Genomic DNA, 16,753 nt, shown 5'->3' with positions numbered 1-16,753 from the left:
CGCGGGCTACTTGGGCGCGGGCTGGGCCTCGGCCTGGAGACCGGCGAGCTTCTTCTCCAGGTTCTTCACCATGCGCGGCGACGTCTGCACGGCGGGCAGCGTCTTGGCGAAGGCGAGGGCCTCCTCCAGCGTCTTCACCGCGGAGGCGCTGTCCTTGCGCGCGATGAGGATGTCGACCCGGCCGGACATCACGCTGAGCCGACGCGAGCCCTGCACCCGGGCCAGCGCGCGGTCACTCGCGGCGAGCGCGTCGTCCAGCCGTCCCACGGTCCGGTACAGCGTGGCCAGGCGCGCGGGCGGGTTGTAGTCCTGGGGCAGGTCCTTCTCGCTCTGCTCCAGCGCGGGGATGGCGCGCTCGGGCGTGCCCAGCTTCATGGCCGCGCCCATGCGGTGCGCGTCGAAGACGGCGCGGGCCTCGGGGTTGGGGGCCTTGGCGGCCTCGGCCTCCAGGAAGGCCAGCCACTCCTCGGCGAGGACCTTCTTGCCGGCCTCGTCCTTGGCCACCTCGCGCGCCATGAGGCGCGCCTCGTACAGCCCCGAGCGGTCATCACCGGACATCTCGATGACGGGAGCCCCCATGGCGTCCACCACCTTGGCCTCCAGCGCGCTTCGCAGCTCCTTCACCCCGGCCGCGTCCTCGGGCATGGACACCGCGCACATCAGGCCGAACATCGCGGCGTTGGCCCACGACAGCGAGCGGGGCGTGCCCGGAAGCAGCTCGAGCGCCTTCTTCGCGCACGGCTCCACCTGCATCGCGCCGTACATGGCCGTCATGAGCGACTCCAGGGCGCGCCCCCGGCGGGACCAGTCGGCGGGCGCCTCGGCCAGGGCCTCCGTCAGGGTCTCTATCGCTTCGGCGGAGCGGCCCTCGGCATGGAGCGCGTCACCGCGCGCCAGCAGCGCCTCCGCGCCGGTGACGCCGCCCTTGTAGGCGCGCTCGCCGTCCTCGAAGAGCTTCTCCAGCTGCGACACGGTGGCGCTGCCCGCGAAGCGCAGGAGCGGCTTCTCCGCGCGCGGGTCGATGACGTACAGCGTGGGCCAGAACTCGATGGGGAACTTCTCCTGGAACGCCGCGTTCTGGGTCAGGTCGGTGTTCACCTCCAGCCAGACGAAGCGGTCGGCGTGGCGCGCCAGCGACTTGTCCGACAGGACGTACGCCTTCATGGAGCGACAGGTGTGGCACCACGGCGCCCAGACGTCGACGAAGAGGGGAACCCCCTTCGCCTTCGCTTCCGCGAGGGCTCGGGCGTAGTCATCCTCGATGAACGGCAGGGGAGCTCCGGCGTGCGCCGCTTCCGTGGACACGGGCGTGTTCGTGTTCGCGGCGGTGCAGCCGACGAGCCCCCAGAGCAGCAGGCTGGCGACAAGGGTGCGCATGGCGCGAACCCTACACCCGGGATGGCGCCGCTCGCGCCTGCTCCGAAACTGACATCCACCGCGCAAGCATCTGGGCACCTGCCCGTTCGCATGCTCTGGTGTGCGCGGACCTCCGATGACGCGAGACCCCTACACCCTGCGTGACGCGCTCGCGTCCGCCCTGGACGCCCTCCCTGCCGCCGAGCGGTTCCCGGACCCCTCCGACGCGGACCTGGCCCGCCGGCTGGCGGAGCGGCTGCGGCGGGATTTGCTGCCCCGCCTCGGCTCGGCGGACGCGCCCCTGCTGCTGGTGGCCATCGCCGGCCCCAACAATGTCGGCAAGTCCACGCTGTTCAACGCGCTGGTGGGCGCGTCGCTGTCGCCCGCGAGGCCCGAGGGAGGCCTGACGAAGCAGTGTCTGGCGGCGGCCCACCCGGAGACCTGGACGGGCGCGCTGAAGGACTTCCTCACCCGCCGCTACGACACGGTGCCGGTCGCGTCGGGCGAGTCGGCGCCGGTGGACCAGCCGGGGCCCTCCGGGCGGCTGTACCTGGTGCTGGCCGAGGACGTGCCGCGCGGGCTGCTCGTCATGGACACGCCGGATTTCGACAGCGTGTACCGGGAGAACCGCGAGCGCGCCGAGGCGCTGCTCGTCACGGTGGACGTGCTCGTGTTCGTGGTGAGCCGGCAGACGTACCAGAACGCCGCGCTGGTGGACTTCCTGCGCGCCGCGGTCGGCCATGGGCGTCCATACCTGCTCGTCTACAACGAGGCCTCTCGCGAGGAGGTGGCGCGCGGGCACCTGGACAAGCTGGCCTCGGATGTCGGCCATCCGCCGCTCGCGCGCTACCTGGCGCCGCACCAGCCGGAGGTGGAGGCGGGCCTGCGGCCCCTGGCGACGGTGCCGCTGGATGGGAAGCCCGCGCTGGGCTCCCTGCTGGGAGAGGCCGAGCACGCGCGCGAGCTGAAGGCCCGGGCGCTGGAGGCCTCGCTCGCGGATGCGCGCGCGGAGATGGGGGCGGTGGCGCTCGCGGCGGGGCGCGCGGCGAGCGAGCCGGAGCGGTTGCGGCAACGGCTGCGTCACGAGCTCGAGGGCGTGGGCGCCGCGGCGGCCCTGAAGGCGGTGCCCGCGGACGTGCTCATCGATGCGTTCCGCGACGAGCTGGATGCGCGCAGTCAGTTCCACAAGTGGGTGCGGCTGCCGTTCCGGGGGCTGGCCACGGCGCTGACGTACGTGAGCCGCAAGGTGCGGCAGTCCTTCACGGGGCCGGAGCCCGAGGGGGCCGAGACGCCGACGCGCACGGTGGACGCGACGTTGACGGATGGAGTGCGGCGGCTGGTGGATGCCTTCGCGCCGGAGGTCGCCGCGTGGCGCGGGGACCCGGCGACGCGCGCGCTGCTGGCTGAGGCCTTCGGGCCGGTGACGCTGGCGAAGCTGGAGGAGCCGCTGGGCTTCGAGGCCTTGCATGCCCACGCGGCGGACCGCGCCACGCTGTATGCGTACTGCCGCGACCTGGTGGCGGCCGAGCTGCAGGGAGGCATGCGCGAGGAGCTGCTCCAGGCGATGACGACGCTGGTGTACTCGGTGCCGTCGGGCGCGGCGGCGGTGGTGACGGTGGCCACCGGGGGCTTCGGGCATGACGCGGTGGTGTGGGCGGGGACACTCCTGTCCACGCCGCTGATGGAGCGCTTCGTGGACCTCCTGGGCGCGCAGGTGCGTGCCCGCGTCACCCGCAAGTGGGCGGACGCGCACGGCGCCACGCTGGCCCGGGCGCTGGAGGCGCGGTTCTTCTCGGGCGTGCTCGGGCACCTCGACGGGCTGGCGGAGGCGTGGCACCACACCGCGACGCGCCTGGAGGCGACCCGGGCCGAGCTGGCGTGAGACCGAGCCGTCGTCCTCTTCGTCTGGGAGAAACCGAGACGCTGAGGAAGGGGCGGGACGGACGGACAGGACGGGCGATATTCCGCCCGTGCGTGTGCGGCGACAATGCGTCATGCTGCGCGCGTCATGAATGGCTCGGACCCCGACGCACCGGGCTCCCCACCTCCGGTCCTCTCCTTCCGCCACCTGCTGACCGACGCCGTCGGCACGTTCCTGGACGAAGCCGGGATGACGTGCGCGCAGACGGCGGACTCCATCGGCGAGCTCATCGTCACGCTCTCGCGCTACCGCGAGGAGGGCGCCCCGCTGTTCCCCATGGCCTTCGTGGGGGATGACCTGGCGCGGATGCTCACGCTCCTGGGCGGGCATGACCCCCTCGCCATCGGCATCGGGCCGCGCACGCGCGCCACCATCCAGCGGGCGCTGAAGCAGTGCGCGCAGCTGGGACAGGGACGGTGGTGGGCGCTGTACCTGCTGCGGGTGCCGGAGGGGTTCGCGTACGGCGTGTTCCGCACGGACCCGTTCCCGCTCGCGGAGTCACCGCTGGAGCGGCTGCGCCGCGTCGAAGAGGCGCAGGCGGGGGTCGTCGGCGTGCTCCAACTGGCGGACAACATGCTGGAGCTGCGCGCCGGCGGTGGGCTGTGCCGGCACGTGTACCTGTCCGGAGCGCGTGTGGAGTCGGCGTCGCCGCCGGTGATTCTCGACGAGCTGGCGGACGCCATCACCCAGGGCGTGGCGAGCGCCAGTCGCGAGCGAGCGCGGGGGTTCTTCCGACGGGTGTTGTTCGAGGTGATGCAGACGTCCCATGGGACGCTGGTGGCGGTGCTGCCTCGCGAGCGCGCGGGCTCCACGCTGTTCGTGGATGGCATCATCCTGCCTCGGCCGCTGGACGTGGTGGCGTTGCTGGACCGCTACCACGTGGACGCCACGTTCTCGGCGGCGACGGCGGTGCGTGCCACGGGGCAGTTGCTGCGCGGGATGATGGCCACGGATGGAATCACGGTGCTGCGCGCCGATGGTTGCATCGTGGGGTACAACATCTTCGTGCGACACCCGGAGTCGCTCGCACATGAGCCCTCCGTCGTCGGGGGCGCGCGGCGGCGCACCTATGAGGTCCTGGGCGCGGCCGTGGGCACCGAGCTGACCGCCGCGTTCATCCGCTCGCAGGATGGGGATGTGGCCTGCCGACGGGCGTGACGCCTCCGGGACGGAGCGGGGAGGTCCGCGCCGCGTAGGATTCGTGCGCACACGCGAGGAGGCGGGACTTTCCAACTCTTCCGGTTATCTGACACATCCGCGCCGGAGTTGAGGCTCAGGTCATCTTGGGAACACCTGACCTGCCACGTCACATCTTCGCTTGATGGCCCGTGTGTCCGGGGATTTGAGTTTGTCAGAGGGTTCCAGCATGCTGGCCCCCGCCTTGAAATCCCCCTTGTTCAGTATCGAGCGGCTCGCGCTCGCCGTCCTATCGGTGTGCCTCCTGGCTTCCCCTGCCTGGGGCCAGAAGCTACCTGACGTCGTCGTCTCCGGGCCGCCCATCGTCCCCGCACTGAACGAGAACGGACAGGGCCTGTGTGTCGCGTCCAATGTGTGGACGAGGGCTATCAACGAACTGCCACAAACCCGGGGCACCTACTTCGACGCCATCAACGGATACTTCGAGGAGCCAGCCAACAGGCAGTCCCGTGTCACCACTGTGCTCCGCACACCGTTCGACCTGTCCAACAACCTCAACGATGGTCGAACGCTGAGCTACGGCGACTTCGAGGGGCAGGTCACACTCCCGGGATGTGCCGCAGGTGGATGCAGCTTCAACATCATCAATGACGAAGATGACACTACACCCTTCGTCTCGAGATTCCGCGGATATATCAATATCCCCGCGAGCCTGTCTGGCCAGCCGCTGCATTTTGGCTACTACTCCGACGATGCAATCAGTCTCGTCATCTACGACCGCGCTCGGGCGTATACGGTCATCAACCGCCCTCTACAACTGGGAGCAGCCACGTGGCGTTCGACCAACACCGTCACGTTCGAACAGCCGGGGCTTTACGCCGTAGAGCTTCTCTACGTGCAGGTCACTGAACATGCCGCGCTGGAGATGTCCATGCTCGCGGGCGCGTTCACGGACTTCGAGCGTGCCGCGAATCAGGCCCCCATCATCAATCTCTACACCTCGGGCTTCCAGTTGCTCCAGCCCGCGCAGTTCTTCCAGACGGAGAACGGCCTCCCCGCTTACGCCGGCTCCCCCAATCGCTGTGAGCAGTGCAACCGCGCTGACGCGAACTCCCAGGGCAACAGCACCTGCGGCACCTCCTACTACTGCAACAGCGCCGCGCTCTGCGCACCCTGCGACTCCGCCCTCTTCTGCGGCGCGTCCTGCACCCGCTGTGGCCCCTCCTCCCCCTACTGCGCCAACCTCAACGGCGTCACCCAGTGCGTGGCTTGCACGGAGGACTCACAGTGCCCGAACGGCCGCTGTGACCTGACCGACAACACGTGCCGCGGATGCAACGGCGACGAGGACTGCCCGAACACCGGCCGCTGTGACCTCGCGACCAACCAGTGCTCCGGCTGCAACGATGACGGCGACTGCCCGGGGAGCACCGTCTGCGACGAGCCCACCGCCACCTGCGTGCCCTGCACCGAGGACGCCCACTGCCCCAACGGTCAGGTCTGCGCGACCGACATCCACGAGTGCCGCGAGTGCAACAATGACTCGCAGTGCCCTCGCGGAGAGGTCTGCGGCAATCACCAGTGCGGCCCCTGCGCCACCAACGACGCCTGCGCCGGCAACTCCTGCAACTGCTGCCCCAACGGCACCCAGTGCGCGGCCCTGACGCCCGGCGCCTCGCCCTCGTGCGTGGAGTGCACCACCGACGACCAGTGCGCCGAGGGCCAGAAGTGCGACCCGCTCAACGGCACCTGCGTCGCCGCCATCCCCGAGTGCAACACCGCCGAGGCCTGCGGTCCCGCCTGCGCCAAGTGCCCCGGCGAGCGCCCCTTCTGTCTCGACGGCCAGGTCTGCGTCCAGTGCCGCACCGACCTCGAGTGCGGCGACGGCCAGTTCTGCCTCAGCGGTGAATGCAGCTCCTGCACGACCGACAGACACTGCGGCTCGCGCTGCGAGGCCTGCGACGTGGACGCGCCCTTCTGCCTCTCCGACGGCTCGGTCCAGAACAGCGCCTGCGTGGGCTGCCGCAACAACGACGACTGCGGCAGCGGCCAGTGCAACCCCACCACCCGCACCTGCGAGAACGCCGGCGCCTGCGCGGTGACGTGCGACGCGGGCCTCGTCTGCGACGGCGCCGCCTGCGTGGAGTGCTTCGCCGACGCCCACTGCCCCTGCGGCGGGACGTGCGACACCGCGAACAAGACCTGCTCCGAGTCCTGCGAAGACAGCAACGACTGCCTCGGCGTCCAGCACTGCTCCGCGAAGACCCAGCAGTGCGAGCGAGGCCGTCGCAAGCCCGGCACCGACCCTCAGGGCGGCGCCTTCTGCTGCGGCACCACCGAGGACGCCACCCCGGCCGGCAGCGCCACCATCCTCTTCCTGCTCGCCGCGGGCCTGCTGCTCCTGCGCTCCCACCGCCGCGTCCGATGAAACCCTTCCATCTGCCCCTCCTCCTGGCGCTGGGAGGGGCCAGCATCGCCTCCGCCCAACCGGACGCCCGCTTCGACGTCCAACTGTTCCGCCCGTCGGCCGCGCCCCAGGACCTGGTCGTCGTCACCCAGTCCCGTCCGCTGTCGCACCTGTCCGTGGCCGCGGGGCCCTACTTCAGCTACTCGCTCAACCCCCTCACCCTCGTCCCCGAGGGCGGAGACCTCGAGAAGATCAGCCTCGTCGGCAACCGCCTCCAACTGGACGTCATGGCCATGGTGGGCCTGTTCGACTGGGGCGAGTTCGGCGTGGACCTGCCGCTCATCCTCGCGCAGGGCGGACAGAACCTCGAGGTCATCGGCACCGAGGGCAGCGTGGAGAGCTTCGTGCTCGGCGACCTGCGCCTCACCGGCAAGGTGGCCATCCCCGGCATGCGCCGCCCCGCCGAGGGCAAGGGCTGGGGCGCCGCGATGACGCTCAACGTGAGCTTCCCCACGGGCGCGCAGGACGCGTTCGCGGGGGATGGCGAGCTGACGTGGGCACCGGGCCTCGTGCTCGACTACCGCTTCGGCAACGGCATCCTCCTGGCGCTCAACGGCGGCTTCTGGAAGCGGCCGGACCGCGTCTTCGACGGCGTCGCGCTCGGGGACATGGCGCCCTTCGGCCTGGGCGCCGAGGTCCCCATCCTGCGCGGCAGCGGAATCACCGCGCTCGGCGCCGTGAACGGCGCGGTGGCCCTGAAGAAGGCCCCCGGCGCGGAGCGGCAGATTCCCGCGGAGCTGCTCATCGGCCTGCGCTGGTACAGCTCCACCGGCGTGACGTTCACCTTCGGCGGTGGCGCGGGCTGCGGGTGCTCGCTGGCCTCGCCCACGCTGAGCTTCTTCACGTCCATCATCTGGATTCCGGCGAAGACGCGCGAGTGGGAGGCGCTGGAGCGCTTCAAGGAGCCGCCCGAGCCGCCCCCCCCGCCCCCGCCCCCGGTCGACCCGGATGGGGACTCCGTGATTGGGGCGGGAGACAAGTGCCCGGACGTGCCCGGCCCGGTGGAGAACGCCGGCTGCCCGGACACGGACCGCGACAGCGACGGCGTGGTGGACCGACTCGACCGGTGCCCGGACGAGCCCGCGGGTGGCCGCGGCCGCCACGGGTGCCCCCTGGCCCGCCGGGAGAAGAACAAGATCGTCATCCTGGAGCAGGTGAACTTCGCCACGGACCAGGACGTCATCCTCTCGGAGTCGTTCCCCATCCTCGAGGAGGTCGCCCGGGTGATGAACGAGAACCCGGAGATGGACCGCGTGCTGGTGGAAGGCCACACGGATGCTCGCGCGAGCGACGCGTACAACCTGGACCTGTCACGTCGTCGCGCGGCCAGCGTGATGCGCTTCCTCGTGGAGACAGGCGTGGCGGCCGAGCGCGTGTGCTCGCAGGGCTTCGGGCGCAGCCGACCGCTGTCCGACAACGCGACCGAGGAGGGCATGGCGCTCAACCGCCGCGTCGAGTTCACCATCCAGCCGCCGAGCGACGGCCCCCGTCCGCCCTGCCCGGATGACCTGGACAAGAAGGGCAAGCGCCCCCGGCAGAAGCAGCCGGGCCCCAAGCCTCCCGCGCCGAAGCGGTAGGCCCGAGCCGTCGCCGCTCGCGGGCACGTGGGAGTCCGCTCCCCGTGCCCGCCCGCGACAGTCTCAGGGGACGACGAACTCCGCGGCGGAGCGGCGACGACCGGCGACCACCGAGACGACGGCGCGCCCAGGGCCCACGGCCGTCACGCGGCCATCCTTGGACACCGACACCACGGACGCATCCGAGGTGAACCACTCCAGCGGCACGCTGTCGAGCACCACGCCGTTGCGGTTGAAGGCCCGCGCGAGCAGCAACACCGACTGCCCGCGCCGCTGGAACTGGTGATGCGTCAGGTTCAGCCCGAGCCTCGCGAAGTCCGCCGGCACCACCTGCACCGCGATGTGCCGCGCCAGGTGTCCCAGGCTCGCGCTCACCGTGGCCGAGCCGGGCTTCACCGCGACGACCTGCCCGTCCTCCACCCTCGCCACCGACTCGTCGGACGAGCGGAACTCCGGCGTGACGTTCTGGAGCGACGCGCCCTGCTCGTTGCGAGCCACCACGCGCAGCTTGATGGTGCGCCCCACCTCCAGGAAGTCCGCGCCCGGAGCGCGCACGTCGAGCGAGTTGAGGATGACCAGGTCCAGGTTGAGGGCCTCGCGCACCTTGCCGCCCGTCACGCCGATGACCGTCTTGCCGGACTTGCGCACCGTCATCACGCCGTCCTGGACCAGGGCCACGTCCGTCGCGGAGCTGGTCCAGCGCAGCTTCGGCTCGCGCATGCGTTCGCCCTCCGTGTCGAGGACGACGTAGTCCAGCTTCACGCTCTGCCCGGGCGTGCGCAGGAACTGGGACTCCAGCGGCTGGAAGGTCAGGGACCCGGGCGTCGGACCGCAAGCACTCAGGAGCCCGAGGAGCACAACGAGGAGGACGGAACGAAAAGGAATGCGCGGCGTCTTCACGGCGGCGTCGACAACGGTAGCGAGGGCGGGAGCAGCGCCCATCTTAACCACGCTCGCCGGCTCCGGTGATACCCACGAACAGCTTCCGGCCCCCGTCGCGCGGGAGCGTCCGTCCAGACAGGCGGTATCCTCCCGCCCCCAGCGGCTCCGCGGCCCTCAGGCGAAGAGGAAGTGCGGGACGTTGAAGTCACTCTCGGTGGAGTCCAGGGACGCGACGATGTTCAGCCGCTGGCCGGGCTCCGCGAGGTCGACCACGTAGTCCGCCTTCGTGCGGCCCGCGCCCTGGATGACCCGCACGCGGGGCCTGGCCGCCTGGGCCGCGTCCGAGGGGACATCCATCACCACGCCGAGCTGCCCGCCCGAGAGGCGCACCAGCGTCCCCACCGGATAGAAGCCCGCCACCGAGGTGAACAGGCGCACCACGCGCGCATCGAACCGCGTCCCGGCCCGGTGGGTGATGAGCCGCAGGGCGGTGTCCGGCGCCAGCCCTGGATGCGGAGGCGCCGGGAAGGTCAGCAGGTCGAAGGCACACGGCACCGCCAACAGCCGCCCCGCCAGTCCCACTGGGCGCTGCACCGGGCCGCTCCACGCCGGCTGGAGGCAGTCGTGCGCGGCCACCACGCGCTCCAGCCGGCCCGCGTCCAGCGGGCGCTGCAACAACCGCAGCGCCGTCTTCAGCGGCCCGCGCCGCGCCAGCAGCTCGTGCGAGGCCCGGTCGAACTCCTGCTCGGGAGGCAGCGTCGACGCCCCCCGCCCCAGGTCATGGAACAGGCCGCTCAGGGCCAGGTCGAGCTGCTGCGCGCGCGACATCCCCATCCGCCGCGCCATCAACAGCGAGAGCACCGCCACCGCCGCGCCGTGCTGACCCCCGTCCACGTCCGTGCGCCGGAAGCGCGTCAGGCCCACCAGGAGCGCCTCGTGGCCCACCGAGGCCTCGGCCAGCCGCAACAGCACGCGCCGGAAGCGCTCCACGCGCACCGGCGACTGGCTGGTGATGACGTGCTTGAGGAGGACGACCAGCCGCGCGTAGTAGCGCAGCATCACCTCGCGCGGCGTGAGCACGTTGTGGGAGGACAGCACCTCCCGCAGGCGGATGGGGCCCAGCTTCTCGTTGAGGATGGCCTGGGGCTTCTGGGCGCGCCGGTGCTTCTGGAACGCGAGCAGGAAGGCGCGCAGGTGCTCACGGCGCAGCCCCGCGCCGAAGGAGATCTCCTGGACTTGAAGGTGCTCCAGGTAGCGCCGCAGCGAGACGGCCATCTCGAGGTGCTCCTCGCCCAGCTTCATCCGCGCGCCGTTGAGGAAGGGGATGCCGCCCACGCACTGCAGCTCCACCGACTTCTGCCCTCGCAGCTCCGCGTCCAGCAGCGCGCCCAGCTCCTCGAGCCCCTCCTTCACGCCCGCGTTGTCCACGTCGTGCAGGGACACCGTGTTCAGGCAGCGCACCACCAACCCCATCAACCTGGGGCCCACCCGCGCCGCGTCGTCCCGATTCGACTCCGTCTCCATGGTTCCCCACCTGGCGCCCCAGGCGCCTCAGCCCACCGGAGCCAGCTGCGCCAGCGCCTCACGACAGGCCTGCTTGAGGACGCGCGGCGCGAAGAGCTTGCTCGCCACGGCCTCCAGGAGCGGCCGGGCCCTGGGGTCTCCGAGCACGCCGATGCACCGCGCGCAGTGGGCCTTGAGCTCCACGTCCTGCTCCCGCTCGAAGGCCGTGCGCAGCGCCGCGCCCGCCAGGGGCCCGCCCAGGTCCGCGAGCGCGCGCAGCACCGCCATCCGCTCACGCGCCTCCAGCTTCACCTCCAGGCGCGACACCAGCGGCCCCACCGCCGCCTCCACCCCGTGCCGCACCAGCAACACGAGCGCCGCGCCGCGAACCTCCGCCTCCGGGTCCGCCAGCAGCCGCAGGAGCGCCGAGCGCTGCGGCTCGATATCCCGGGGATTGAGCCGCGACAGCAGCGCCGCGCGCACCCGGGGCCTGGGGTGCGAGAGCAAGGCCGCCGTCAGCGGCTGGGCCTCGGGGCCCGCCTCGCGCAGGAACTGCAGCCAGTCCAGGTCCCGCTCCCCCAGCGACGCGGCGCGCGTCACCAGCACGCCCAGCGACACACCCCGGCGCACGAGCAGCTTCGCCAGCGCGCCGCGCGCCTCCGGAGACGGCAGCTCGAACAAGAGGTCCGTGGCGCCCTGGAGCGCGTCGCGAGGCAGCGCGCTCAACAGCTCCAGCACGCGCAGCAGCACCCCTGGCTGGGCCGTGGCCTGGGCGAGCGCGAAGCGAGGCGCCTCCAGGAAGAACAGCCGCGTGACGGCGTACAGGTCCGGCGCGCGGGCCCCGGACGCGCGCGCATCCCGCGTCATGCCCTGCACCACCTGCGACAGCTCCGCCCACCGGCCATGGGAGACGAACCCCGACAGGAGCTCCTCCATCCAGCCCAGCAGCGCCGCGCGCTCCTCCTCGCGGCACACCGCGAGCAGGCCCCACACCATCCACACGCTCCGCTCATGCACGCCCACGCCGCCGCGCTCGCGCTCCAGCAGGGCGCGCAGCTCCGCCACCTCCGCGTCGCTGGCGCCCTCGAACGCCGGCGCCCCCGAGCGCACCAGGTCCTGCGCGCTGACGGGGGCCAGCACCTCCGCCTCCAGGCGCGCGAGCCACTCGTCGTGCCCCACCGGGCGACGCCGGCCCGAACCCGAGGACTGGCGCCGCGTGAGGTCCGCGAACAGCTGCTCCTCACGCTCGGCGAGCTGCGCCTCCGTCTGCGCCGACTCGCCCGTCTCGGCCGAGGCGGGCACCTCCGCGACGACGAGCTCGATGTCCTCGAACCCCCGCTCCCAGAACCACGTGTAGAAGTCGTACTCCGGCGGCAGCGTGCGCTGCAGCGCGCGGTGCCACATGGCCAGGAACGCCCCCAGCTCCTCCGCCTCCACACCCGGCTGCCACAGCACCTCCTGCACGCCCTCCAGGAAGAGCGGCCGCGTCACGGAGTCCTTCGCCGACGCCGACTCCACCAGCACCACGTCCCCCAACAGCAACGCCGAGGAGCGGATGTGCAGCACCACCGCCTCCCCCGTCACCGCGTGGTAGCGGCTCACACACTCGACCAGCCGCTGCTGGACCTCCGCCAGCGCGGCGTGGCCCTCCGCATAGAAGCGGTACGCGCCCAGCACCTTGTTCAGCGCGTGCCCCACCTCCGTCGCGGCTTCCTCCGCGGTGAGCACGGGCGCGCCACCGGGCGTCGGGACGGCCATCGGACTTCGAGAGGCGGGCATGGGCATGGTCTAGCAATTCATTGAATTCAATGAACCGCACCAAAGCCAGAAACCTGCCAGGGATTGTGGGGTGGACCGTTCAGGGTCGGGGAGCGAGAGCGCCCAGGGCCTGCGTGGCCAGGGCCTCCCCCTCGCGCCAGCCCGCGATTCGGGAGCGCTCCCGCGCGCGCTCCAATCGCTCCCGCGCCTCGGCGAGCTGGCCGCCCGCGCCCAGCAACCGGCCCGCGTTGTAGTGGATTCGGGCCGCCTCCTGTGAATCCCCCGCCTGCTCCGCGAGGGAGAGGGCGCGCTCCAGTTCCGTGAGGGCCGCCGCATGTTCTCCGGCGAGGACCCGCAGACCCGCGAGGTTGGAGAGCGCACGCGCCTGACCCACGAGGCTGCCCGTGGCGCGCGCCTGCTCGGCGGCGTGGGTGAAGCTGACACGGGCCTTCTCCGCCTGCTGGAGGCGCAGCTGCAGGCGACCCAGCAGGTTGAGGTGCTCCCAGTAGAAGTCCGGCGCCCGGGAGGGCTTGCCGCCCATCCGCTGGAAGGCCCGGGTGACGAGCTCCACCGCGCCCGTGATGTCCCCCCGCGCCTCGCGGACCCGGGAGTGCTCGCCCAGGACCCACGCCTCCACCTCCGGCTCGGTGGCGGCGGCCTCGCGAATCGCCAGCAGTCGGGCCTCCGCGGCGGCCACCTGCCCCAGCTTCAGCTCCGCGGCGGCGATGCGGCGCACCAGCTCCGCGCGGGCGGCGGGCGCCTCGGTGTCGGGCAGCCTCCCCAGCCACGGCTCCGCGATGGACGCCACGGAGCCGGGGTCCACCTGCGTCAGACAGGTGCACGCGCGCGTCAGCATGCCCCACTGCCAGAGCCGCGCCGCGGGCGTGGCGCCAGGGGAGTCGCCCATGGCGCGTCGGAAGTAGTCGAAGGCCGCCCGCCACTCCCCTCGCGCGGAGAGCCGCTCCCCCGCGCGCTCACAGGCCGCGGAGGCTCCGGGTGCGCCCGCGGCGAGCAGGTGGTCGGCCACGCGAACCTCGCGCGCGGGCTCGGCGGCGAAGGCGTCCTTGCCCAGCGCCTCCGCCAGCGCCTGGTGCGCGCGGCGCAGCGCGCTCACGGGCAGCCGCTCCAGCAAGGCCTGGCGGGCCAGCTCCTGCGTGAAGCGCAGACAGCCGGGCCGCTCCTTCACCTCCGTGAGCCACCCATCCACCACCAGCAGCTCGGGCACGTCCGCTTCCACGACTTCGTCCGACAGCGAGGCGCGCACGAGCGCGGCGGAGAAGACGGCCCCCTCGACGGCCGCGCGGGACAGGAAGCGTTGCAGCGGCGGCGGCAGCAGGTCCAGACGCGCGCCCAGCGCGAGGCCGAGGCTGTCGGGCAACACCGCCTCGCCCAGCGGCTGGGTGGCCTGCAGGGCGCCGCCCAGCCGCTGCACGGCGCCGCGCTCGACGAGGGCCCGCAGCAGCTCCAGCGCGAAGGAGGGGTTGCCACTCGAACGCTCGAAGACGAGCGTCTCCACCTCGGCGCTCGGCGGCGCGCCGAAGGCCGAGGCGAGCAGGGTCCGCAGCTCCGGCCTGGGCATTCCTCCGAGCACCGAGAGGGGAAGCGACGTGATGGCGACGGGCAACGCCTCCGGCGCCGTCGTGGCCATCAAGGCGACGCGGGAGCCGGGCGCGCTCACCAGCGCCACCAACAGCTCCAGCGAGGCCACGTCCGCGTGGTGCACGTCATCCACGAGCAGCAACAGCCCGCCGACGCGTGCCGCGCGCAGCAGCGTCTCCGTCAGCGCGGCGTCGGCGGCCTGGAGCTGGCCCGAGGGTCCGCCCTGGGACAACCGTCGCCAGAGCGCGGCGACCTCCTGCGAGGACAACCCCAACAGGCCGAGCGGCTGGAGCGGCGCCCCCTCGGGCACGGGGCCCAGCATGCGCGCGAGGCCGGTGAGCACCGAGCGCATCAACCCCATCGCCCCCGCGCCGCGCAGGTCCTCCGCGCTGGTCCTCACCACCCGCGGCCCCGGCTCGCGTGCGGCCTGCTCCGCCACGGCCTCCAGCAGCCGGCTCTTGCCCATGCCCGCCGCCCCCGAGAAGAGCCGGGCGCTCCCCTGCCCCGCCTTCAGCGCGTCCACCACCCGTCGCGCGGCGACCAGCGCGTCCTCACGGCCCACGAAGGGGGTGCCACGCATCACGCCGCCCAGGCCCTCCACGCAACAGGCGCTCCCCGAGGCCAGGCTCCGCTCCGGTCCGAAGCGGACGCCCTCCTCCAGCAAGCCCTTCGCGGCGGAGCCCACCAGCACCTCTCCCGGGGCCGCCGCCTGCGCGAGCGCGGCGGAGTGCTCCAGTCCCACGCCCGTCACGCGCCACGGCGCGCGGCCACCGCCTCCGCTCACCAGCACGGCGTCGAACTCCAGGCCCGCGCGCAGCGTCGGCGCGGGAGACACGCCAGAGGCCTCCACCGCGCGCAGCAGCTCCAGCACGCAGCGGACCGCGCGCGCCGGGTCATCCCGACGCGCCACGGGCAGACCGAACGCCAGGCTCCAGCGCGACTCGGTGAGCTGCACCACCTCCGCCTCGTGTCGCTCGGCGATGGCCGCGGCCAGGTCCATCAGCTGGCCCACGGCCTCCATCCCCTCCTCGGGCCCCAGCGCCTTGCGCAGCGCCTCGGCGCCCTCCAGCGCCACCGTGACGATGACCAGCTTGCGCTTGAGGGAGCCGGCCTCGCGCCCCCGCATCCTCACCGTCGCCGCGGGGCCGTCCTCCGCCAGCGGCACGGACGCGGCCGTCGTCACCGTGGCAGGGCCGTGAAGCTCCGTCGGCGGCGCCTCCAGGTCGATGAGCTGTCCGTCGGAGACCACCGAGACGTCCTGCGAGCGCGCGCCTTCGGGACGAAGGCTTCTCGTCCGCGTCGCGCCCGCGGCATCTCCCCCGGGAGCGGGCGGCTCGGCCGTGGCGAGCGGTGCCTTCGCCTCCGGTGAGCCGGACACGCCCCCGGAGATGGCCGCCATGGCGCTGCCACAGTGCGGACAGAAGCGACTGCTGCCCCGCGTGGACTGTCCACATCGAGGGCACGTCACGCTGGACTCGGAGACGCGCGGCAGCAGGCTTCCCAGGCCCACGCTGGACTCGCGCATCCGCGCGCGGACCATCTCGCCCACCAGCCGCTCGGCCGTCTGGGCGACGTCGTCCTCGGGTCCGCGCGGCGTCTCATCCAGGTACTGCTGGAGCGCCCGGGCCACGTCGCCGCAGCGCTCGAAGCGCTGCTCACGCGGCTTGGCCAGCATGCGCAGGATGATGCTGTCGAGCAGCGGGGAGACACCGTCGACGAGCATCGACGGCTTGAGCGCGGGCGTCAGCGCGATGCGCCGCATCGCCTCGGGAGCGTTGTCCGTCTCCACCAGCGGACGGTGCGTCACCAGCTCCCACAGCACGACGCCCAGCGCGTACTGGTCGCTGCGCCCGTCGAGCGGATGGTTGCGCACCTGCTCGGGTGACATGTACCGCAGCTTGCCCTTGAGGATGCCGGTGCGCGTGCGCGTGGAGCGATTGCTCGCCTTGGCCACGCCGAAGTCCACCACCTTCGTCACGCCGTCCAGTCGCACCATGATGTTCTGCGGACTGATGTCACGGTGGACCAGGTCCAGTGACACGCCCTGGGCATCCACGGCCTGGTGCGCATGGTCCAACCCGAGCGCGGCGTCGCGGATGATGCGCGCACAGACGCCCGGGCTCAGCGCCGCCCCGGAGCGCGAGGCCGCGCGGGCCAGCCGTCCGAGGTTCTCGCCCTCGATGTACTCCATGGCGATGTAGAAGGTGCCCTCCCACTCGCCGACCTCGAACACGTGGACGACGTTGGGATGGTTGAGGCGCCCGGCCACCCGCGCCTCGTCGAGGAACATCTCCAGCGAGCCCTCCTGCTCCAGCAGGTCCGGCAGCAGGCTCTTCAAGATGACGGGGCGCTCGAAGCCGCTGACGCCCACCTGTCGCGCCAGGAAGATTTCGCCCATGCCGCCCACCGCGAGCCGGTTGAGCACCGCGTACCGGCCGAAGACGAGAGGGACAGGGCTTCTCGAGGTGGACATCGCCAGGACACGCTAGCCACCCCGCGCGGAAGCCCGCCAGTTCCTATCCTCGGCCGCTGGGGCATCTGTTACCCAGTGGC

9 protein-coding genes are annotated in these 16,753 nt (G+C 72.2%); 4 read left to right on the top strand and 5 right to left on the bottom strand.

The features are described 5' to 3' along the window. Positions 1 to 6 precede the first annotated feature (6 nt). On the bottom strand, positions 7 to 1,377 hold the full coding sequence (locus tag VZQ01_RS23365) for a thioredoxin family protein (RefSeq protein WP_223749586.1): 1,371 nt from the start codon (positions 1,375 to 1,377) through the stop codon (positions 7 to 9). Positions 1,378 to 1,492: 115 nt separating this feature from the next. Here VZQ01_RS23365 and VZQ01_RS23360 point away from each other — a divergent pair, with 115 nt between their 5' ends. From VZQ01_RS23360 to traB, 4 genes are all read left to right on the top strand, one after another. Continuing rightward, a complete protein-coding gene (locus tag VZQ01_RS23360; protein ID WP_223749585.1) occupies positions 1,493 to 3,238 on the top strand; it encodes a GTPase in 1,746 nt (581 codons plus the stop codon). A 126-nt stretch (positions 3,239 to 3,364) separates the two neighbouring features. Beyond that, entirely contained in the window at positions 3,365 to 4,435 is a 1,071-nt protein-coding gene (locus VZQ01_RS23355) for a hypothetical protein (RefSeq protein ID WP_223749584.1), read from the top strand. A gap of 208 nt (positions 4,436 to 4,643) precedes the next feature. Then, positions 4,644 to 6,842, top strand: a complete 2,199-nt coding sequence (gene traA, locus VZQ01_RS23350; RefSeq protein WP_426744584.1) for an outer membrane exchange protein TraA family protein — start codon at positions 4,644 to 4,646, stop codon at positions 6,840 to 6,842. Continuing rightward, on the top strand, positions 6,839 to 8,458 hold the full coding sequence (gene traB, locus VZQ01_RS23345; protein WP_426744582.1) for an outer membrane exchange protein TraB: 1,620 nt from the start codon (positions 6,839 to 6,841) through the stop codon (positions 8,456 to 8,458). The genes traA and traB overlap by 4 nt, the downstream gene beginning before the upstream one ends. A 63-nt stretch (positions 8,459 to 8,521) precedes the next feature. Here traB and VZQ01_RS23340 read toward each other — a convergent pair whose 3' ends face one another. From VZQ01_RS23340 to VZQ01_RS23325, 4 genes are all read right to left on the bottom strand, one after another. Beyond that, positions 8,522 to 9,358: an Ig-like domain-containing protein gene (locus tag VZQ01_RS23340; RefSeq protein WP_141325697.1), complete on the bottom strand. Its 837-nt coding sequence runs from the start codon at positions 9,356 to 9,358 to the stop codon at positions 8,522 to 8,524. Between the two features lie 156 nt (positions 9,359 to 9,514). Next, a complete protein-coding gene (locus tag VZQ01_RS23335; protein WP_223749581.1) occupies positions 9,515 to 10,864 on the bottom strand; it encodes an HD-GYP domain-containing protein in 1,350 nt (449 codons plus the stop codon). Between the two features lie 27 nt (positions 10,865 to 10,891). Then, complete coding sequence (locus VZQ01_RS23330) at positions 10,892 to 12,601, bottom strand: HEAT repeat domain-containing protein (RefSeq protein WP_223782865.1); 1,710 nt, start codon at positions 12,599 to 12,601, stop codon at positions 10,892 to 10,894. 100 nt (positions 12,602 to 12,701) lie between these two features. Further along, on the bottom strand, positions 12,702 to 16,673 hold the full coding sequence (locus tag VZQ01_RS23325) for a protein kinase domain-containing protein (RefSeq protein WP_426744579.1): 3,972 nt from the start codon (positions 16,671 to 16,673) through the stop codon (positions 12,702 to 12,704). Positions 16,674 to 16,753 lie beyond the last annotated feature (80 nt).

This window comes from Myxococcus faecalis (genome assembly GCF_050039385.1).
Taxonomy (GTDB): domain Bacteria; phylum Myxococcota; class Myxococcia; order Myxococcales; family Myxococcaceae; genus Myxococcus; species Myxococcus fulvus.
Note: the sequence above shows the minus strand (reverse complement) of the source record. Positions and strands in the feature narration are given on the sequence as shown.

Excerpts from the sequence above, each read along its gene's own strand:
- VZQ01_RS23360 (WP_223749585.1), top strand. The coding sequence starts at position 1,493 with ATGACGCGAGACCCCTACACCCTGCGTGACGCGCTCGCGTCCGCCCTG.
- traA (WP_426744584.1), top strand. The coding sequence starts at position 4,644 with ATGCTGGCCCCCGCCTTGAAATCCCCCTTGTTCAGTATCGAGCGGCTC.
- VZQ01_RS23355 (WP_223749584.1), top strand. The coding sequence starts at position 3,365 with ATGAATGGCTCGGACCCCGACGCACCGGGCTCCCCACCTCCGGTCCTC.
- VZQ01_RS23325 (WP_426744579.1), bottom strand. The coding sequence starts at position 16,673 with ATGTCCACCTCGAGAAGCCCTGTCCCTCTCGTCTTCGGCCGGTACGCG.
- VZQ01_RS23330 (WP_223782865.1), bottom strand. The coding sequence starts at position 12,601 with ATGGCCGTCCCGACGCCCGGTGGCGCGCCCGTGCTCACCGCGGAGGAA.
- VZQ01_RS23335 (WP_223749581.1), bottom strand. The coding sequence starts at position 10,864 with ATGGAGACGGAGTCGAATCGGGACGACGCGGCGCGGGTGGGCCCCAGG.
- traB (WP_426744582.1), top strand. The coding sequence starts at position 6,839 with ATGAAACCCTTCCATCTGCCCCTCCTCCTGGCGCTGGGAGGGGCCAGC.
- VZQ01_RS23365 (WP_223749586.1), bottom strand. The coding sequence starts at position 1,377 with ATGCGCACCCTTGTCGCCAGCCTGCTGCTCTGGGGGCTCGTCGGCTGC.